Source organism: Rufibacter soli (assembly GCF_054781795.1).
This window is the reverse complement of record NZ_BAAGTS010000002.1, coordinates 367,546-386,959: the sequence shown is the minus strand read 5'-3', so window position 1 is coordinate 386,959 and position 19,414 is coordinate 367,546. Positions and strand designations below refer to the sequence as shown.

The window sequence follows — 19,414 nt, the reverse complement described above, 5'->3', positions numbered from 1 at the left end:
GTTTTCTTTCCAATTTTATCCTTACTTGTTTTTACAGCCTGCGTAAACAGTAGAAACGTGGTTTATTTTAATGACGTGGAAGACTCCGTCATTCCCACAGAAGTTAAAGCAATAGAACCCTTAATCCAGAGAAACGACCTGCTAAGCATTTCTGTTAGTAGCCTCAACCCAGAAGCCAGTAAAATATTCAACAGCCCCAACGAGAGCGATGCGCAATCTGTGAACATGGCGGCGGGTCGCAGCACAAGTGTTTCTGGGTATTTGGTGAACTCAGATGGTTATATCCAATTCCCGATTTTAGGCAATATCAAGGCCGCAGGCCTCACTAAGAAACAACTGAGAGACGAGATTTCCAGAAACCTGGTTAACCGGAAGCTTTTACTAGACCCCATTATTAACATAAGGTACCTAAACTATAAAGTAACGGTGCTGGGCGAGGTAGCCAACCCTACAGTGGTGAACGCGCCCAGCGAAAAAATTACCCTATTAGAGGCTCTGGGCCTTGCCGGAGACCTCACTATCTATGCAAAGAGGCACAATGTCATGGTAATCAGGGAGGAAGAGGGGAAAAGGATCGTGAAACGGATTAACCTGAATTCAAAAGAGTTCCTAACCTCGCCTTACTACTACCTGCAATCAAATGACATTGTCTATGTAGAACCAGACAAAGCGAAGGTGGCTTCGGCTAACCCAGTCAGACAATGGCTGCCTTTAGTCTTTAGCGGGCTTACCGTAGTGATAGTAGCAATGGACCGTTTATTGAATTGATTCACATTAAGACAGGTACTTATGACTGGTACTTCACCCAACCAAGAGGAGAATTTACACGCTTCCTTCGCGCATAAATTCATTCCCTTCTGGCCTTTGTTTGCTGTTTTGATCACCATTTCCTTAGCTGGAGCCTGGGCTTACCTGCATTATATTGCGGTACCGCTGTATGAGACCTCGGCCACTATCATTATCAAAGATGAGAAGAAAGGGGTAGATGAGTCCAGGATGACCCAGTCCATTGATGCTTTCACCTCTAATAACATTGTAGAGAATGAGATAAAGGTTATTCAGTCCAGGGCCTTGATGCAACAGGTGGTAGACAAGCTTAACCTCTACGCCCCGATTTATGAGGAACAGAAGTTCAGGGCCATTCCCGCCTATGCCACTTCACCCATTCAAATAGAGGTAAGAAACCCCGAGCATGTACAGGAAAGGGAGAAGGTCCATTTCACGTATCTTCCCTCAGAAAACAGGGTAAAAATCAATACCAAGAAATACCCGCTGGGCGGGTGGGTTACTACTCCTTACGGGGTTATGAAATTCACCAGAAACGCCAAACAGACCTCCTCCACAGATGCCCCGCTGTATTTCTCCATCATAGCCCCCAAAAGGGCCATTGACGAGATAAGCCGCAACCTGACTATACAAGCGGAAAACAAATTATCTACTGCCGTCAATTTCTCCTTAAAGGATGCTTCTCCTGAGCGTGGGGAAGCTATTCTCAACAACCTTATAGAGGCCTACAACCAGGTGGCTATTATCAAGAGGAATAAACTGGCTGCCAACACGCTGGACTTTGTAGAGAAAAGGATTAAGATGGTAGGCAAAGAGCTGGCTGAGCTGGAGAATAAGGTGGTCCGGTACAAATCCACGCAGAGGGTAGTTAACCTGAGTGAGCAGGGAAAGGTTTTTCTTAACAATGTAGGGGAGAATGACCGCAGTATAGCAGAGATCAACCAACAACTGGCGGTGCTGGACAAGGTACACCGGTACATCCTTCTTAAAGGTAACTCAGATGGCATAGTACCGTCTACTTTAGGCATTAATGACCCGGTGCTCTCACAGCTTTTACACCAGCTTTATGAAGCCGAAACACAGTACCAGCGCCTGAAAATGACTACCGGCGAGAGCAATCCCATTCTGGTCTCTCTGGTAGATGAGATTGAGAAATTGCGGCCCAGCATTTTAGAGAATATCCAGAACCAGCGGATAGCATTACAGGCTAGCCGGGCCAACCTGTCCAGCACCAGCAGTCAATACAATGCGGTTTTACAGACCATACCCAAAAAAGAAAGAGAATTACTGGAGATAAGCCGCCAATTGGAGACCAAAAACAACGCCTATAATTTCCTTCTGCAAAAGAGGGAGGAAACGGTGTTGTCTTATGCCCCTACCGCCGAAGATACCCGGATAGTAGACATGGCGCAGTCTTCCATGGGTCCGGTAAGCCCCAGGCCGCTGTACCTGTACCTGATAGCGGCCATGATGGCCTGTGTTGCTGGGGTAGCGCTTGTGTCTGGCAGTGAGTTAGTCAAAGGCAAGTTACTGTTCAGGTCAGAGATTGAGAAGCATACCAATGCTCCTATTGTGGCTGAACTGGCCTTTGTAAAGAACACCACGCCTGGGCCGTTTCAAGCGCCTACAGAAGCTTTCATTATTGAACAGTTCAGGCAATTACGGGCTTCGTTGGGCCTGTACGGCCGAACCTTCAGCAAAAAGAAGATCATGGTCACTTCCAACATCCCAGGCGAGGGCAAGACCTTTGTCAGCACCAACCTGGCCTATAGCCTGGCTACTTCAGGCAAGAAAGTTGCGCTCCTGGATTTTGACTTGATGAAGGCCGCCACCACCGCCCGCTTTGACCTGGAAGAGCAATATGGCCTAATTGAATTCCTGAAAGGAGAAATCACCCCGCAGGCCATCATTCACCCCACCCACTATGACAACCTGTTTGTAGTGCCCGCCGGGGTAGAGATCGGAGACCACACCGAGCTCCTGTTGAATGGCCAACTGGAGAGTTTGTTCGCCTACCTTGAAATGGAGTTTGATTATATTCTGGTAGACACGCCCCCCATTGATATTGTAACGGGGGCTTCATTATTAGCTGAGTACTGCAACATTACGCTTCTGGTCATGCGGCATTCTTATACCCCAAAAAGGATCTTGCAGGGCCTTACCATGAGCAATAAAATAAAACTCTTGAACAACGTGGCCATTGTATTTAATGGCGTGAAGCCAAGAGGGTTATTTGACAAACATTACGGCTATGGCTACGGCTACGGGCACGAGTACAACTATGGTGAAAAAGCTTATCAGGCCTATAAAACCAGGGCAAAAGCCTAAGGAAATTACATCACCTTACATTCTCTCCGCCTTCTAAGCACTTTCAGCGCTTGGAATATTGAACTCCCCTCTAACAATTGCACCCGGTCACCACCTGTGACTGAGGAAAGCGAAGCTTTGTGTTTAAAAGTCCGTCTTGTTGTCTATGTGCGCTATGGCTATGCAGGAAAAATGGTACGCGGTCTATACCAAGCCCCGCTGGGAAAAGAAAGTGGCTTCCTCTTTCTCAGAAAAAGACATTGTCCATTACTGTCCCTTAAACAGAGTAACCAGGCAATGGAGTGACCGGAAGAAGACGGTTATGGAGCCCTTGTTCACCTCTTATGTTTTTGTACGGGCCTCTGAAAAACAACTGAATGACCTGAAAAAGATAGACGGGGTACTCCATCTGGTGTACTGGCTAGGCCAGCCCGCCGAAATTAGGGAAGAAGAAATAACCACCATTAAAGACTTCCTGGCCTGCTACGCCAATGTGCTGGTAGAACGCACAGAAGTAGCCCTTTACAACAAAATAAAAGTAAATGCAGGATCGCTGGCTGACAAAGAAGGTACCGTGATCGGTTTTAAAAACAAAACCCTCAAAGTTGCCCTGCCAACCCTGGGATTTACCATGTATGCAGAGGTACCTAAAACCCAAGTGGAGGTATTGGCTTCTGTAGGCCATTAGTGGTTCTGTAGCGTTGGCAGTGTAGGAAATTGAAATACATCCCCAGCCTTCAGCACCTAGTCTCCAATACCAAGATTACTACCCTGGAAAGGAGTGTTCGTTCACAGCGCTACTTTCTCTTCGTCCCGCCTTTCGGCTCCTATAAAAGCATCTGGAGCAGCCCAATTGCCCGCTATAAAAAGCATTTCAATACTACTTCCACCATCCAGTAACAACTACTAATTTAAAAATAGACATGAAGGTATTAGTTACAGGCACAGCCGGATTTGTTGGCTTTCATTTAGCCAAACAACTGCTTTCCAGAGGCGATGAAGTGGTAGGGATTGACAATATCAACGATTACTATGACCCCCGACTTAAGTTTGCCCGGTTAGAGGAAAGTGGCATTGCAGAGGACCTTGTGGAATGGCACACCGAAGTCCAAAGTCTGAAATACCCGGGTTACCGCTTTATGAGAATGAACCTGGAGGACAAGCACGAACTGCTGTCACTTTGCGCCAAAGAGGGGTTTGATGTGATCGTGCATTTAGCGGCCCAGGCAGGGGTCAGGTATTCCATCACCAACCCAGATGCGTATGCACAGTCTAACTTGGTTAGTTTTCTAAATGTCTTAGAGGCCGCCAGGCATACCAGAATCAAGCACCTGGTGTATGCCAGCTCCTCCAGTGTCTATGGCCTGAATGAAACCATGCCCTTCTCTGTTAAACATGCGGTAGACCACCCTGTTTCTTTATACGCCGCCAGCAAGAAGGCCAATGAACTGATGGCTCATACCTACAGCCACCTTTACAGGATTCCTACCTCAGGCCTGCGCTTTTTCACCATTTATGGCCCTTGGGGTAGGCCAGATATGGCCTATTTCCTGTTTGCCGATTCTATCTTTCAGGGCAAGCCAATTCAGGTGTTCAACTATGGCAAGATGAAAAGAGATTTCACCTACATAGATGACATTGTGGAAGGCATTATCAACGTCATGGACAAACCGGCCGAACCACTTACCACCTGGAATGCCAAAAAACCAGACCCCTCCCGCTCCACTGCACCTTACTGCATTTACAACATAGGCAATAACAAACCCATAGAACTCATGACCTTCATAAAGGAACTGGAGAACTGTATGGAGAAAAAGGCCATCATGGAAATGAAAGACATTGAGGCAGGTGATGTCATCTCTACCTGGGCCAATGTTGATGACCTGATCAACAACTTCAATTACAAGCCCAACACCACCATCCAGTATGGGTTAAAAAAATTCACGGAATGGTTTAAGGGGTATTACCCCGTTGAAAAAGTAGCAGAGCTTCATATCGAGGAAATCCCCCACTAAGCCCCATTACCTAAGGCCAAAAACAGCATATCAGTTGTGCCATTCTCAGTAATTATTGCCTTACCATTTCTTTACCCCAATGTCTGATTTTTTACAACAAGCGCCTGCTTTGCCAATAGAGAGTGCCCCCCTTTCAAAAGACAAAAGGCTGACGGAGCGAACCTTCTCTGGTTTCCTGTTTCTTATTACCGGAAGCGGAATCCAGGTGGTACTTAAGGTGGGAGTACTGGCTGTATTGGCCAGACTGGTAAGCCCCCAGGAATTTGGCTTAGTAGGAGTTGCCGTGATAGTGGTAGAATTCTCCAAAATGTTTACCCAAATGGGGGTGGGACCCGCTATTGTGCAGCGGCAAGAATTGGAAGACAGGCACCTAACCACAGGGTTTACCATGTCCCTGGCAATGGGTCTCTTTTTTGCAGCGGGTCTTCTTATTTCAGCGCCTCTTATTGCCACTTTCTTCAAAATGGAGGGGTTAACGCCTGTACTGAGGGCTATCTCCTGCATCTTTCTGATAGATTCCTTTACCCTCATTGCCCAGGCGCTCATGCAGCGGGAAATGAAGTTTAAGACCATTGCGGCCATTGAAGTCTCCTCTTATGCCATAGGCTTTGGTATAGCCGGCATATTCCTGGCGTATATAGGCTGGGGCGTGTGGGCATTGGTGACGGCACATCTTTTACAGGCAGTCCTGAACGTGATTTTCCTGGTCATTACCCAACCGTTTCCTAAACGACCAGGCTTTGAAAAGAAGGCATTCTTGGAGCTGCTTACCTTTGGCGGGGGCATGACCATGGCCAGAGTGGGTAATTTTTTAGCTACCCAGGGAGATAACCTCATTGTAGGCCGTATGCTGGGCGCCGCAGCCCTGGGTATCTATGGGCGCGCCTACCAGTTCATGGTCATGCCCGCCGGCCTTTTTGGAAATGCCCTGGACAAATCCCTGTTTCCGGCCATGGCCAAGGTGCAGGATGACAAAGAGCGCTTGGGCAGAGCTTACCTCACCGGCGTAAGTCTCATTGCCCTCATCTCTATTCCATTAAGCATTGAGTTTGTGCTAATGGCCCCTGAAATAGTTTTAACTCTGCTGGGAGCCAAATGGGCAGATGTGATCCTACCCTTCCAGGTGTTGGCGTGTAGCCTCCTTTTTAGAATGAGCTATAAAATGAGTGACTCCCTGGCACGGGCCACCGGCGCTGTCTACAAAAGAGCGTGGCGCCAGGTATTGTACGCCGTTCTGGTTGTGGTTGGCTCCTATATAGGCCAATTCTGGGGGCTTACAGGGGTAGCCTGGGGGGTGGCCATAACTTTGGTTTTAAACTTTCTTATGATGGCCCATTTAAGCATTACCCTCACCGGCATTCATTGGCTGGAGATGGTAAAGGTTCATCTGCACGGAATTCTACTAGGAGTGATCACAGGTTCCTCAAGTTACTTTCTGGTAACTGCCTGCAGAACCTATTTTCACTCCCCTATGCTAACTCTTTTCCTCAATGCGGCAGCCACCGTCTTAACGGTTCTAATTCTGCTCAAGTACCTTCCAACACTTATCATAAGTGATGACCTCAAAAGCCTGTTTGGCAAACTGATTACCCAGAAATTCAAGAAGCACCTGTCCCCTGAAAAGATATAAGCCGCATGGAAAGCCTAGTTGAGAATTACCCGCCGCATAAGGACCTAGTTGAGCCTGCCACCTCGCTTAGCATCATTGATACCCTTCTCGCCACCTTCCATGAACAGGAAATTCTGTATTGCCACTGGAAGAGTAATGAGAACCTGGGAGCTTCTATGCTAGGAGACTCAGACCTGGACGTGCTGTTTGACAGAGGCCAGAAAGAAAAGATAGAGTATTTGCTAAGGGAACTTGATTTCAGAAAGTTTACCTCCATTGAATCTAAGCAATACCAAGACATTGAGGATTACATTGGGTTTGACGCAGGAACAGGAAAGGTAGTGCACCTGCATGCCCATTTCAAGCTAACTATGGGCGAAAACTACCTGAAAGGCTACCAACTCAATTTTGAAAATCATATTCTGGCAACCAGGGTTTTTCATGAGAAATATGGCATCTACCATACCAACCCCTCCTTTGAATTGATTCTGCTGTATCTCAGGGAGGCTTTTAAGTTGAGGACCAGAGATATCATCATGATTTATCTGTTCAACAGAACCCAATACACCGGAAGAATCCTGCAGGAGCACAAATGGCTAAAGGAAAATGCCACGGAAGCCCAGATAGAAATCATCCTGCAGGGTTTGGTACCAAATCATGCCCCCTTCCTGAAATTAATTCTGGAAGGCACTAACCGGAAAGGATTGTTCCAATTGGCACGCCTGGTACGGGCAGAATTCAGGGAAAGCAGGCTATATCACCCAGTTACCGCTTCGTTATTGCGCTGGTACCGGGAGGCCATGGTAAGGACGTTAAGCAAATTACCACGCCTTCTCAACCGGCCAATTATCTCCAGAAGAATCAACCCTCGGGGTGGTCTAACCATAGCCATTGTAGGGGCAGATGGTTCCGGAAAGTCTACGGTGACCAGTAACCTCCGGAAAACCTTTCAACAGAAGCTGGATGTCTATAGTTTATACTTTGGCAGAGGAGACGGCAATTCCTCCTGGCCCAGAAAAGTACTGGCAAAAGCCAGGGCCCTGGTAGGCGCATCTCCTAAAAAAGGAATGACCCGTGGACCGGGAAACCTTTACCCTAAACCCAAAAGAGGGTTCGTAGCGAATCTGTACCGGTGCATGCAGGCTCTTCTGGTGGCCGCTGAAAAGAAACGAAATCTGCACCGAATGCAGGAAGCCAAAAAGATGGGTATGCTGGTTATCTGTGACCGTTTCCCCCAAAACCAGATTATGGGCTATAATGATGGGCCTTTGCTGCATCACCTGCGTTTTTCTGGCAATCCTCTGTTTAGGGCTTTAGCCAGATATGAGGGCAGCCTCTATGCTAAAATAGCCAATAGCTCTCCAGACATTGCCTTTAAACTAATCGCCGATGCCCGGGTGGTGGAAGCCAGAAAACCAGGGGAAACATCACTTCAAATGCTGGAGAATAAAATAGAAGGTATAAAGGCCCTCACTTTCCCAAAACAAACCAAAGTAGTTGTGATAGACGCCTCCCAACCCTTGGAGGAGGTTCTCCTAGCCATTAAAAAAGAAATATGGGAGGCCTATGCCTAGCGAAGAAAATGAAAGACTGATATGATTGCCGATGCTGAAATACACCCCAAGCCCGGAAAAAAAAGCCCCTCGGAACCTGGTCATAGGCACCAACCGCTCATTGTTGAACTGGCTGGCCCCCCTGGCGCAGGGAAAACTACAACCTGTAATCAGGTAGTAGACAGGCTTGCACAAGAGAAAGTGAAAGTCTTGACCCTGCAAGACATAAAAGACTATATACAGGCACTGAGTTGGCAAAGTAAACTGCTTCTTTTGGTCCATACTTTTGCCGCAAGGGGCCGCCATTTGCTCTTGTTCACCACTACTTTGGCGGCTCATGGTCTTTTCAGTTTCTCTTCTCTTTACCGCTTGGCAAGGCTTTCTGTCTTTGATATGGCCCTAGCCAAACTCATGAGCAGCAAGGAGGTTGATCTGGTACTGCTGGAACAATGGATCATCCAGGAACTTTGGTCTGCCACTATCTTTAAAAGTACTTCTTACCAACAATTAGCTACCAAACTAAAAGCCTTCCATTTTAAGTGCGATTACATTTTTTACCTGGACGTTGACATGCCCACTGCTGCTGAAAGAATCCAGCACAGGGGCACGTTTCTTAGCAGGTTTGACACCATGGAAGCCAGCAAACGGCTGGAAGAATTGAACAAGCACAATGGCTACCTTTTCCAGCTTTACCAAAGCTCAGGTTGTAAAAACAAATATGTTATCTCAACCCAAGGTACCCCTGCCTTAACGGCAGAAAGCTTATTGCAGCACTTAGATCTAGGTTAAATTATACCTCTTTTACTATGATCTTATTCGCTTTCGCCGCCTTCCTAATCATAACCGCCTTCTATAATTTCAAAGCGTCCATCTTATCCCTGGTCTTGTTTTTCGTGTTCTTTGACATGTTTGACGGCTTCTATAAAGATGACAAGATATTTGCAGCTCTTCGGTATTTTATCCCGTTGGGGATTCTGCTGGTGTACATAGTACGATACCAAGCCCTTAAAACCCATGACGCCATTCTGGCTGTCCTTTTTGTCTACCTGGTTTTTTTATGGGTGATTAATCGAGGCGACTCACTGGCTTCCACCAGAAACCTGCTGGCCATCTCTATTACCCTGCTTATGATTCCGGTGGGGAAACACCTTGGCAAAAGCATTGATTTCGTTAAGGAGTTTGAAGTGTACAACCGAATATTATTGGTGGCCTTGCCCCTGTACGTGGTGTATGCCAATATATACAAGGTAGGCGAATCCTATACAGAAGCTTTCTCTACAGGGTTTTTGGTCACCTCCAGAATCTATATCATCCCAATTGTGGTCATGCTGGCCATTCATTACTTTCTGGTCAACAAGAATAAAAGCTGGCTGCTTAGAGCCAATGATGTGGTGTTTATTTTAATAAACGTCTGCATCCTGATGATAAATACCAGAAGAACCGCCTTGGGAATGCTCTTTGGAGCTTTGTTTGTCTATGCCTTGCTGAACCGGCAGCTTATCTTCAAGATGGTGGCCTTCAGCGCGTTTGTGGTCATTGCCCTTGTATTAGCCTATCCGTTGTATGAAGAAAGACTTACGGCACAGCTGGAGAAACGGGAACGCATTCAGAACCTGGACACCTATGAGGAAGAAGGCCGCTACCTGGAAACCCTCTATATCATGCAGTACCATGAGAAAAGCCAGAGCGTGGCAGAAATCCTGTTTGGGGTAAAGTTGTTTGACACCTTTGACTTTGGTATCCGATACTTTGGTCATGACCGCCCCATTCACAGTGATATCAACATGATGTTTTACAGCACCGGATTAGTAGGGCTCTTGCTATTCTTTGCCTGCTTCTTTCATTACTTCTTTACCGGAAACCGGCACATAGCGCCAGAGAACAGAAAGGTCTATTACCCGCTCCTGATCATGTTCCTTATTGTGTTACTACCGGGCCGCTTTATTGGAACCCTAACGTTTGCCCCTTTTCTTTTGCTGCTGCTGGCCTCAGTTAAATTCGGGCACCAGACTTCTGATTTACCTGAACCGCAAAACAGCGAAGAGGCAGAACAACCATTTTTACCAACAGCTTCTCACCTGATCCAAAGACTTTAGGTTCCTGCAAAGGTACCCTACAGGGTTACCCTAAATATTCACCCTTATCATTAGGCTATGAAAGTTCTTTTTGTTTGCAGTGGTAATAGCCAGAATTTTGCCATTGTCCCCTTTATCAAAGAACAAGGCGAGTCACTTCGCCAATTGGGTTACCAGGTAGATTACTTTCCGGTCATAGGCAAGGGATTGATGGGGTATCTGAAGGCAGGGCGCAGGCTTAAGGAGTACCTAAAGACAAACCACTATGACCTTATCCATGCCCACTTTACGCTTTCTGGGTGGACGGCGGTGATAGGCGCCGGCAAAACCCCAGTGATCCTATCTTTAATGGGCAGTGACGCCTACGGGGAATACATTGGCGTAAATAAAATTCAGTTCAGCAGCCGGCTAAATACGCTGTTAACCTACCTTATTCAGCCGTTTGCCAAGGTTATTATCTCCAAGTCTGCTAACATTGAAGACTACGTTTACCTGAAGCATAAATCCTTTATCATTCCTAACGGTATCAACCGCGCTAAATTCTACCCTGCCCCCCAAGATTACCGGGCAGAACTTGGGCTGGACAATAGCAAAAAGCAAGTGCTCTTTTTAGGGAGCAAAGCCAATATCAGGAAAAATTACGCCCTGGTGAAAGAGGCTCTGGACCAACTTAACCTTCCAGACGTGGAACTCCTTAACCCTTACCCCGTGGCCCATGAACAGATACCCAAGTACCTGAACGCCGTGCATGTGCTGGTGGTGCCCTCCTTGATGGAAGGCTCTCCTAACGTGGTGAAAGAGGCCATGGCCTGTAATTGCCCCATTGTAACCACAGACATGGGAGATGTGAGGTGGGTATTAGGTGAAACCGAAGGCTGCTACGTGTCTTCATTTAACCCTGAAGACTTTGCCCAGAAACTAAAATCAGCGCTGGAGTTCTCAGAAACCCACGGCAGAACAAAGGGGGAAGCCCGCATTCAGGAACTCCAACTAGACGCCGAGACCATTGCCAAACGCATCAGTAATCTTTACCTCTACACCGTTAACTCCTTTAAACCTAAAGCAAACAGACGCGCTCCTATTCCCCAGCTAAGAAAGCAGCAGTTGAGTAACGCCCAGGCATAATTTTCTTTAACAACAGCCGGCCTTTCCCAACCTCTCAATTTCTGTCGCCCTTTGAACTAATTATACTCTTACAACTATCCCCAGGAGTCAAGTCCCTCTTCCGCAAAGGTACCCCCGTACCTTTCCCGTTTACCTGAGATTAGAAAGTGATGTAGATTTTTTAAGCTGCCCCAATGAGAGTTCTAATAGACATTAATCACCCTGCGCACGTCCATTACTTCAGGAACCTTTACCAGATCCTGACCCAGAAGGGCCATCAAATTCTTTTTGTCTCCAGAAACAAAGAAATAGAGCACAAACTCCTAGATCTTTACCATATCCCCTATATGGACCGGGGCAAAGGGCAGAACGGTAAAATAGGTAAGTTCCTTTACCTGCTCTATGCAGACCTAAAGCTTCTGTACATCTCCAGGAAATTCAAGCCAGACCTGTTCCTCAACTTCCTGCACCCGTACCCCTCTCAGGTAGCCAAAATTCTAAACAAGACCTCCCTGGTGTTCAGTGATTCTGAGCATGCCAAACTCCACCATCAACTCACGGTACCGTATGCCACCAAGGTGTTTACCCCCGCCTGCTACACCATTGACCTGGGCCAGAAACAACATCGGTTTAACAGCTACATGGAGTTGGCCTACCTGCACCCCAATTACTTTAAGCCAGACCCGTCTATCCTGGATATTCTTGGTGTAAAGGAAAACGAGAAGTTTGTGATAGTGCGGTTTGTCTCCTGGGCCGCGGCGCATGACTTTGGCCATGCAGGCATGTCTCTGGAGAACAAAAGAAAATCCATCACAGAGCTCTCCAAACACGCCCGGGTCTTCATTTCCTCTGAGGGGCACCTGCCCGAGGACCTGGAGAAACTCAGGATAAAAATCCCTTTCCATAAGATGCATGACGCCCTGTACTACAGCTCTCTTTTATTTGGGGAAAGCGGCACTATGGCCTCTGAGGCGGCCGTGCTGGGTATTCCGGCCATCTTCATCAACAACAACCGGCTGGGCTACACAGATGAACAAGGCGATAAGTACGGTCTGGTTTCTTACTTCAGTGAAAGCCTGGAAGACCAGGAACGGGCCATCCGGAAAGGGGTAGAAATACTCCAGGAGGAGAAAGGCAAGGAAAAGTACTCCAACAACAGGAAAAGGCTACTGGAAAATTGCATTGACACCACAGAATTCATGGTGAATGAGGTGCTGAAATACGCCTAAACCCCATTACATCAGCCTTCACTACACACCGCCTGCCTAAACCCTTTCCGTTCCAACTACCCTTCTGCAGAAGGTGCATTCCAACAGCAAAAGCCCGGCACTTTCATAAGTGACCGGGCCTTTCTATTTTATGGTTGCTTTAAAATGTGTGATCCTAAAACGCAGAGATAATGCTGTCGTTCATTTGCTGTAGCATGCTGTCTACGGCTGTAGAGTCTACCACTTTGGGCTTGCGCGGAAGCACCGTAATGCAGTTATATGGCTTATTGATTTTTACAGCAGGCTTAGGGAAAGGCCCCAATTTAATTCCCAGGTTAGGGTCTTTGTACACTTTTTCCATGAACCGCCCATAGATAGGGAGTGCCGTCTTAGAGCCCTCACCCGTACCGGAGGTCCTGAAGTGGATGCTGCGGTCCTCGCCACCTACCCACACGCCCGTCACCAAGTTCTTAGAAACGCCCATGTACCAGCCGTCTGAGTAATTGGAGGTAGTTCCGGTTTTACCGCCTATCTGGTTGCCTTTTTTCCAGAGGTCATATTCCCAGAGGGCCTGTGACGTACCACCGGGCTCTTCCATGGTGCCTTTAAGCATATGCACCATCAGGAAGGCCGTTTCTTCGCTAATCACCCTTTTCTGCTGCGGGTTAAACTGCTCAATCACATTGCCGCTACGGTCTTCTATGCGCAGCACCAACATGGGCTTGTTCAGGAATCCGTTGTTCACGAAGCTGCTGTAGGCGTTCACCATCTCATAGATGCTCACGTCATTAGATCCTAGCCCTATGGAAGGAACCGCCTGCATGGGGCTGGTAATGCCTAACTTACGGGCAAACTTGCGTACGGACTCAGGCCCAATGGCCTCTGTCAATTGTGCGGTCACCGTATTAACCGACCGGCCCATGGCGTGCCGCAGCGTCATCTGCCGGCCTGAAATAGAATGGTCTGCATTGTTAGGAGTCCACTCCATAGGCTTGCCGTTTTCCACGTACTTAATGGTCACGCGCTGGTCCTGAATCTTGTCACAGGGCGAGTACCCCTGGTCAATGGCGGCGGCATACACAAAGGGCTTAAAGGTAGAACCCGGCTGCCGTTTGGCCTGCTTTACGTGGTCATACTTGAAGTTCTCATAGTCAATGCCGCCCACCCAGGCTTTAATGTGCCCGGTGAAAGGATCCATGGTCATCATGCCCGCGCGCAGGAACCGTTTGTAGTACCGCAGGGAGTCCATGGAGCTCATGGTCATTTCCTTTGGCCCTTTATAGCTGAAAACGGTCATGACCTTCGGCTCATTGAGCGCGCGGTTGATAGCCGCGGTATCATTACCGTATTTGTTCTTAAGCGACTGGTACACGCCGGTCCGCTTGATGGCACTTTCAATAAAGCCCGGAATCTCATTATCCTGGTCATCCACCCATGGGTTGCGGCCGCGCCAGTGTCCCTCAAACCGGTTCTGCAGGGTCTTCATCTTTTCCCGCAGGGCCTCTTCGGCCAGGTTTTGCATGCGCGAGTCAATAGTGAGGTAAATCTTAAGCCCATCTGAATACATGTCCAGTTCGTGCTTGTCGGCCCAGGTGCGCACAAACTCATTCACCGCTTGGCGGTAGTAGGCCGGCACGCCGTCCAAATGCTGTTCTACCTGGTACTTAAGCGTGATGGGAAGTTGGCTCAGTGAATCGGCCTGGGCCGGGGTGATCACCTGATTGCGCGCCATCTGCTGGAGCACCACGTTGCGGCGGGCCAGGGCGTTCTTGGGGTTGAATCTGGGGTTGTAGGTGGTAGGGGCCTTGAGAACACCTACCAGCATGGCAGCTTCCTCAGGCTTCAGTTTCTCTGGGGTAGTACTGAAGAACGTCTTAGCGGCCACTTTTATCCCGAAGGCGTTGCTTCCGAAGTCTACCGTGTTCAGGTACATGCCCAGGATCTCGTCTTTGGTGTAGCGCTGCTCCAGCTTAATGGAGGTGTTCCATTCCTTGGTCTTGGCCACCACCGTAGAAACCAACGGAATATACCCCAATACCCCTTTGGTGTTTTTGGTACGGGTTTTATAAAGGTTCTTGGCTAGCTGCTGGGTTAGGGTACTGGCTCCCCTGGAATCTCCTTTCAGGTTGTCTTTCACAGCGGCCAGCACCGAAATAGGGTCAATGCCCTGGTGCTCGTAGAAACGCTCATCCTCAGTGGCCACCAGGGCCTTCACCATTATGGGTGAAATACTGTCAAAGGGAACAGGATCCCGATTCTCTCTAAAGTACCGGCCCACTAGCAGGCCGTCGGCGGTGTAGATCTCTGAAGGCAGGTTGCTGCGTGGGTTTTCCAGCTCATCCAAGCCGGGCGAGGCCCCAAACAGGTAAAACAGGTTAAGGTCTACGGCTATAAAATAGGCGACAATGAAAAGCACGCCCAAGCCAAACAGCTTCCAGAGGGCTCTTATCCATTTGTTGAATTTAGTACGGGAAGGGGTAATTTCTATTTCTTCTGGCATGCGGTTGTTCACGGGCCATATGCGCCCTTCTCAAAACGTTACAAAGGTACAGGAAAGTGTGGGGTTTCCAGAAGCGGGCTTTCTGTTTTAAGCCTATTTTCTGGAAAACGGCCCTGAAACAGAACCTGTTCGTTCTTGGCGCAACACGCAAAACGGGCAAATCAATTCCCTACAGGCTTTTCTTGTACAGGTGGTAGAGCACCTTCTTGTCGTCATCAGAAAGCACACCATTCACTTCCTTCTGGATAAAATGCAGCTTGAACGCCTTAATGGCGGCCTCCAGATTCTGCACGTCATAGCCAATAATGCGCAGCGCGTCTTTGGGTTGGAAGGATAACGGAATAGTGTCTACTGCCACCACTGGGGTAGGAACGCCCACCGTGGGCACGGCCGTTATCCTTATCTGAGCCGCCGAATCTGGGACCGTGACAGCAGCCGTAGAATCTGTAAAAGTCGGGATAACGGTTTCAAAAACGGAGTTGCGCACGGCTTCCTCATCATACCAGATCCCATAACCAGCCTGGGCCAGCTGTTTCCAGGGGAAAGTGGGATTGGGGTCTACCTTGCGGCTGGGGGCAATGTCTGAGTGGCCTATGAAATTGGCGGCCGGTATGCCATGGGTTTTCTTAAGAATCGCCAGCACCTGCAGCAGGCTATTGATCTGGGCCTCCTGGAACGGCTCATACCCGTTGTTGTCCAGCTCAATGCCAATGGAAGAAGAGTTCAGGTCTGAGGTATTGCCCCACTTGCCGGAACCCGCGTGCCAAGCCCGCAGGTAATCGCTGAGCATGTGGTAAACCTTGCCGTCGCGGCCAATCACGTAGTGGGCGCTTACCTGCGTTTTGGGCATGGTAAAGGTTTTCAGGGTTTGGTCTGTGCTGTTCTGCGCCGTGTGGTGAATAACCACGTAATTGGGCTTGCGCATGCTGAAGTTGGTGGTGCCTACCCAGGCATCGCCCTGCACTAGGCTGTCCTCGCCGGGATTGGTGACGGGCGTGGCCCGCAGGGTTTTGGCGTAGGCCTTGGCTTTCTTTTTATACGCCTTGTTGGTGGTGGCATACGGGTTAGAGGTACAGGAAGCCAGCAGCAGGGCAGAAAAGAAGAACAGCGCGTACAGTTGTTTCATGGCAAAGGCAGAAGAAAGTAAAGACGCCAAATATGGCAATTTCCGGTTGATCTATTGCAGCGCCGTGTTCCTGTTTTGAGCCTGTTTTTCAGAAAACGGGCTCAAAACAGGAAGGGGCCGTTCCATGCAAACCAGAAAACCGGTATCTTAGGCCTGTCTTGTTTTTCCTTTAGTATTCTATGCCATGGAGTTACCGCCTTTGCACCTAGACCATGAATTTGAACCTATCCCTGCCCAGTTCCACTCAGTAGCCACGGGCAAGCCGTTTCATGCCTGTATCACCTGCGAGGGGTTTCTGCTGCAAAACGGGGTGCCCTACCTGGTGGAGAAGGCCGTGCGCAACTATCCAGATGCTAAAGTGCAGGATGTGATCTTTGAGTATGCTATGTGCATGGACTGTGCGCAGCAACTGCGGGAAGAACTTTCTGTGGAGTCCAGGACCAGGATTGATGCCTACTTTCAGCAACACGTGAACCTGGTGGCCCGCCGGGAGGCATTGTTGGCCTTACCCAACCCTTTTCAGCTGGACCATTGGCTGTCTCATTGTCTGGTCACTGGCGCCTCCCGTGAAACCTGCACTGAGTACCAGATGTACGCCCAATGCGACGGCAAAGACCTGCTTTACACCTACATGCCCTACATGATTAGCAGCCAGGCCATGGAAGAGATTCAGGAATTGATCTCGCCGCACACCCGCCAGGTTCTGGATGATTTCATGGATACCCACTTTGGGCTTCCGCCCGAACTGCGCACCCTGCTCCAGGACCGACTGGTGTTCATTTAAAAGGGTCTGTCTTTGCCCCGCTTCTATTATTTTACCTTTCCCTAGCTGTATACTGCCATGCGTACTCTGTTCTTGTTTTGCCTTTGCCTCTTGGTGAGTTTTGCCACTCTGGCCCAAACAAAAAAAATCCCTTCCCCTCAGCCCAAAACAACCGCAGAGGCCAAAGCTGTGGAACAAGCCGTGGTTACTTTCTTTGATGCCATGCGCACCAGTGACAGCACCCTGGCCCGGTCGGTGCTGGCGCCCAATGCCCGGCTTATTTCCGTGGCCGCCAACAAGGAAGGCACGGTTCTCCCCCGTGAAACGCCTATCCAGAAATTTGTGGAAATGATTGGGCAGAAGCACCCCCAAGTACTGGATGAGCGCATCTGGGACGTAAAAGTTTCTATTGACGGCGACCTGGCCACCCTCTGGTGCCAGTACGCCTTTTACGTGGGCGACACCTTCATCCATTGCGGGGTAGACGCCTTCCAGCTATACCGCAGCCCTACCGGCTGGAAGATCTTCTCCATTGCAGATACCCGCCGCAAAGAGAACTGTGACCTCCAAGCCGCACAGGCCGCTAAAGCAAAGTAACTAACTGCGCCACAATGCATTACCACAGAAAACTCGTCTATATTCCCCTCTAAACCTCCCTCTTCCTTCCAATAGCCGGCACTTCATCTTTCCTGCTCCCCAAGAAATTTTGGGTATAACTACCTTCCCTAAAAAGGCCGTATGAGTAATGGACATGCAACCCCGTCCATTCCTCGCCGCCGGCAGGGCTGGCTATTTCCCTTCGGCTTTATGAATGATTTACTTTTCAGGACATACTATAATAACAGTGTTTTTGATTACCTGGTGGCGCTAGGCATCATTGTCATCGGGCTGGTTTTGGTCCGGTCTTTTAAGCACGTTTTTCTGAAAAGAGTCAAAAACTGGGTAAGGAACACCAAAACGCATCTAGATGATTTTCTGGTGGAAGGCGTAGAGCGGTTTCTTTTGCCGGCGCTCTATTATGCCGTGATCTATTTGGGGCTCCATTACCTCAACCTCTCCGAGAGAATGCAGAACGTGTTAGACATTGCCACCACCATGGTGATCACCTTTCTGTTTGTGCGCCTCATCTCTTCCACCATTTTGCTGCTACTTAAAACCTACGTGCGCAAACAGGAACGCGGCGAGGAGAAGGTGAAACAGCTGGGTGGCCTCATGCTCATTATTAACGCTGTGATCTGGATGGTGGGCCTGCTGTTTCTCTTTGACAACATGGGCTACAACGTCACCACCATTATCACGGGGCTGGGCATAGGCGGTATTGCCATCGCGCTGGCCGCGCAGAACATTCTGGGCGACGTCTTTAACTACTTCGTGATTTTCTTTGACCGCCCCTTTGAAACCGGCGACTACATAGTGATTGATGACAAATCTGGCACGGTAGATTACATTGGCATCAAAACTACCCGTATTAAAAGCCTGTCTGGCGAGCAGCTGGTGGTGGCCAACAGTGACCTTACCAGTTCCCGCATCCATAACTACAAACAGCTCATGCGCCGCCGCGTTACCTTTAAGCTGGGCGTGATTTACCAGACCTCCCTGGAGAATTTAAAACTGATACCCCGCCTGTTGGAAGGCATTGTAAAAGAGCAGCACCCGGTCCAGTTTGACCGCGCCCACTTTATGGCCTACAGTGAATCCAGCCTGGACTATGAGGTGGTGTATTACGTGCTGGATAAGGAGTATAACACCTACATGGACATTCACCAGAACATCAACTTCCGGATTTTTGAGGAGTTTGAAAAGCGTGGCATAGGGTTCGCCTACCCTACCCGTACCTTATTTATGGTGAATGAAGGAGCAGAGGCCAACCAGAAAGAGGAAGTGGGGCAACCCCCCAAGACGTTTAAGGGCTCTTTTGGCGAAAACGGCTCCTAAACCGGAGCCTCTTGCTGTTGGCAGATGGCTAACCAGGCCAAGGCTTCCTGGCGGCTGGCAAAATGACAATACTGTAACTGCTGGCCAATACTGCTAATGCCCATCACCTCCCCGGCCGCCGCACCAAAGGAGTTTTTCTTGGCCACATGCGCCAGGTATTTTACCCCGGCAGCCATAGCTCTGGGCAACCACTCGGTCTCCAGCCAGGTAACAGACTCACTCCACAACCCCGTGAAAGTTGAGTTATCATTCAATTTAAAGGCGCACTTTGTTTCTTCATGCAGCCTGAGACCCACCTCGCAGGCAAGCCGTAAGTCATTATCCGAGGCAAACCCTGTCCAGACGGTATCTACAATGTCTAAGGAAGGGTTGTACTCAATGGTATAAAAGGTTCTCCCAAAGGAGTTTTGCTGTTCTAGGCGCATTTTAAAAA

17 protein-coding genes are annotated in these 19,414 nt (G+C 48.9%); 14 read left to right on the top strand and 3 right to left on the bottom strand.

What is annotated here, in order from left to right; all coding sequences use genetic code 11:
* The first annotated feature begins 57 nt into the window (after positions 1–57).
* The 11 genes from ACYVJQ_RS03665 to ACYVJQ_RS03615 all read left to right on the top strand — a co-directional run bounded on the left by ACYVJQ_RS03665 (position 58) and on the right by ACYVJQ_RS03615 (position 12,678).
* Positions 58–768, top strand: coding sequence for a polysaccharide biosynthesis/export family protein (locus ACYVJQ_RS03665; RefSeq protein ID WP_460891702.1), 711 nt, complete (start codon positions 58–60; stop codon positions 766–768).
* A 21-nt stretch (positions 769–789) separates the two neighbouring features.
* Positions 790–3,114 (top strand): GumC family protein, encoded by a 2,325-nt coding sequence (locus ACYVJQ_RS03660; RefSeq protein ID WP_460891701.1) that lies wholly within the window; start codon positions 790–792, stop codon positions 3,112–3,114.
* A gap of 145 nt (positions 3,115–3,259) precedes the next feature.
* Positions 3,260–3,781 carry a UpxY family transcription antiterminator gene (locus ACYVJQ_RS03655; RefSeq protein WP_460891700.1) on the top strand — a complete coding sequence of 174 codons (522 nt, stop codon included), beginning with the start codon at positions 3,260–3,262 and terminating at the stop codon, positions 3,779–3,781.
* A 29-nt stretch (positions 3,782–3,810) separates the two neighbouring features.
* Positions 3,811–3,993 carry a hypothetical protein gene (locus ACYVJQ_RS03650; protein WP_460891699.1) on the top strand — a complete coding sequence of 61 codons (183 nt, stop codon included), beginning with the start codon at positions 3,811–3,813 and terminating at the stop codon, positions 3,991–3,993.
* Positions 3,994–4,016: 23 nt separating this feature from the next.
* Complete coding sequence (locus tag ACYVJQ_RS03645) at positions 4,017–5,108, top strand: NAD-dependent epimerase (protein WP_460891698.1); 1,092 nt, start codon at positions 4,017–4,019, stop codon at positions 5,106–5,108.
* Positions 5,109–5,187: 79 nt separating this feature from the next.
* A complete protein-coding gene (locus tag ACYVJQ_RS03640; protein WP_460891697.1) occupies positions 5,188–6,738 on the top strand; it encodes a lipopolysaccharide biosynthesis protein in 1,551 nt (516 codons plus the stop codon).
* Between the two features lie 5 nt (positions 6,739–6,743).
* Positions 6,744–8,291: a nucleoside/nucleotide kinase family protein gene (locus ACYVJQ_RS03635; protein WP_460891696.1), complete on the top strand. Its 1,548-nt coding sequence runs from the start codon at positions 6,744–6,746 to the stop codon at positions 8,289–8,291.
* A 372-nt stretch (positions 8,292–8,663) separates the two neighbouring features.
* Positions 8,664–9,059 carry a hypothetical protein gene (locus ACYVJQ_RS03630; protein ID WP_460891695.1) on the top strand — a complete coding sequence of 132 codons (396 nt, stop codon included), beginning with the start codon at positions 8,664–8,666 and terminating at the stop codon, positions 9,057–9,059.
* Between the two features lie 17 nt (positions 9,060–9,076).
* Positions 9,077–10,366, top strand: coding sequence for a hypothetical protein (locus ACYVJQ_RS03625; protein WP_460891694.1), 1,290 nt, complete (start codon positions 9,077–9,079; stop codon positions 10,364–10,366).
* Positions 10,367–10,423: 57 nt separating this feature from the next.
* Entirely contained in the window at positions 10,424–11,470 is a 1,047-nt protein-coding gene (locus tag ACYVJQ_RS03620; RefSeq protein ID WP_460891693.1) for a glycosyltransferase family 4 protein, read from the top strand.
* Positions 11,471–11,643: 173 nt separating this feature from the next.
* On the top strand, positions 11,644–12,678 hold the full coding sequence (locus ACYVJQ_RS03615; RefSeq protein WP_460891692.1) for a DUF354 domain-containing protein: 1,035 nt from the start codon (positions 11,644–11,646) through the stop codon (positions 12,676–12,678).
* Positions 12,679–12,832: 154 nt separating this feature from the next.
* Here the strand turns inward: ACYVJQ_RS03615 and ACYVJQ_RS03610 are convergent, their stop codons facing one another.
* Together ACYVJQ_RS03610 and ACYVJQ_RS03605 are read right to left on the bottom strand one after the other, a co-directional pair.
* Entirely contained in the window at positions 12,833–15,157 is a 2,325-nt protein-coding gene (locus ACYVJQ_RS03610) for a penicillin-binding protein 1A (protein WP_460891691.1), read from the bottom strand.
* A gap of 169 nt (positions 15,158–15,326) precedes the next feature.
* Positions 15,327–16,283 (bottom strand): N-acetylmuramoyl-L-alanine amidase, encoded by a 957-nt coding sequence (locus ACYVJQ_RS03605; protein ID WP_460891690.1) that lies wholly within the window; start codon positions 16,281–16,283, stop codon positions 15,327–15,329.
* A 184-nt stretch (positions 16,284–16,467) separates the two neighbouring features.
* On the opposite strand from ACYVJQ_RS03605, the gene ACYVJQ_RS03600 reads away from it, so the two are divergent.
* From ACYVJQ_RS03600 to ACYVJQ_RS03590, 3 genes are all read left to right on the top strand, one after another.
* Positions 16,468–17,067 carry a hypothetical protein gene (locus tag ACYVJQ_RS03600; RefSeq protein WP_460891689.1) on the top strand — a complete coding sequence of 200 codons (600 nt, stop codon included), beginning with the start codon at positions 16,468–16,470 and terminating at the stop codon, positions 17,065–17,067.
* A 168-nt stretch (positions 17,068–17,235) separates the two neighbouring features.
* Positions 17,236–17,643: a nuclear transport factor 2 family protein gene (locus tag ACYVJQ_RS03595; protein ID WP_460891688.1), complete on the top strand. Its 408-nt coding sequence runs from the start codon at positions 17,236–17,238 to the stop codon at positions 17,641–17,643.
* A gap of 210 nt (positions 17,644–17,853) precedes the next feature.
* Positions 17,854–18,981 carry a mechanosensitive ion channel family protein gene (locus ACYVJQ_RS03590; RefSeq protein ID WP_460891687.1) on the top strand — a complete coding sequence of 376 codons (1,128 nt, stop codon included), beginning with the start codon at positions 17,854–17,856 and terminating at the stop codon, positions 18,979–18,981.
* On the opposite strand, the gene ACYVJQ_RS03585 is transcribed toward ACYVJQ_RS03590, so the two are convergent.
* Entirely contained in the window at positions 18,978–19,406 is a 429-nt protein-coding gene (locus ACYVJQ_RS03585) for a hypothetical protein (RefSeq protein WP_460891686.1), read from the bottom strand. The two genes, ACYVJQ_RS03590 and ACYVJQ_RS03585, sit on opposite strands and share 4 nt — an antisense overlap.
* Positions 19,407–19,414: the final 8 nt, after the last annotated feature.

Bases quoted from the DNA above. Each gene is read 5' to 3' on its own strand.
- ACYVJQ_RS03590 (WP_460891687.1), top strand. From the start codon at position 17,854: ATGAATGATTTACTTTTCAGGACATACTATAATAACAGTGTTTTTGAT.
- ACYVJQ_RS03645 (WP_460891698.1), top strand. From the start codon at position 4,017: ATGAAGGTATTAGTTACAGGCACAGCCGGATTTGTTGGCTTTCATTTA.
- ACYVJQ_RS03625 (WP_460891694.1), top strand. From the start codon at position 9,077: ATGATCTTATTCGCTTTCGCCGCCTTCCTAATCATAACCGCCTTCTAT.
- ACYVJQ_RS03640 (WP_460891697.1), top strand. From the start codon at position 5,188: ATGTCTGATTTTTTACAACAAGCGCCTGCTTTGCCAATAGAGAGTGCC.
- ACYVJQ_RS03615 (WP_460891692.1), top strand. From the start codon at position 11,644: ATGAGAGTTCTAATAGACATTAATCACCCTGCGCACGTCCATTACTTC.
- ACYVJQ_RS03630 (WP_460891695.1), top strand. From the start codon at position 8,664: ATGGCCCTAGCCAAACTCATGAGCAGCAAGGAGGTTGATCTGGTACTG.
- ACYVJQ_RS03635 (WP_460891696.1), top strand. From the start codon at position 6,744: ATGGAAAGCCTAGTTGAGAATTACCCGCCGCATAAGGACCTAGTTGAG.
- ACYVJQ_RS03585 (WP_460891686.1), bottom strand. From the start codon at position 19,406: ATGCGCCTAGAACAGCAAAACTCCTTTGGGAGAACCTTTTATACCATT.
- ACYVJQ_RS03605 (WP_460891690.1), bottom strand. From the start codon at position 16,283: ATGAAACAACTGTACGCGCTGTTCTTCTTTTCTGCCCTGCTGCTGGCT.
- ACYVJQ_RS03655 (WP_460891700.1), top strand. From the start codon at position 3,260: ATGTGCGCTATGGCTATGCAGGAAAAATGGTACGCGGTCTATACCAAG.
- ACYVJQ_RS03660 (WP_460891701.1), top strand. From the start codon at position 790: ATGACTGGTACTTCACCCAACCAAGAGGAGAATTTACACGCTTCCTTC.
- ACYVJQ_RS03610 (WP_460891691.1), bottom strand. From the start codon at position 15,157: ATGCCAGAAGAAATAGAAATTACCCCTTCCCGTACTAAATTCAACAAA.
- ACYVJQ_RS03600 (WP_460891689.1), top strand. From the start codon at position 16,468: ATGGAGTTACCGCCTTTGCACCTAGACCATGAATTTGAACCTATCCCT.
- ACYVJQ_RS03620 (WP_460891693.1), top strand. From the start codon at position 10,424: ATGAAAGTTCTTTTTGTTTGCAGTGGTAATAGCCAGAATTTTGCCATT.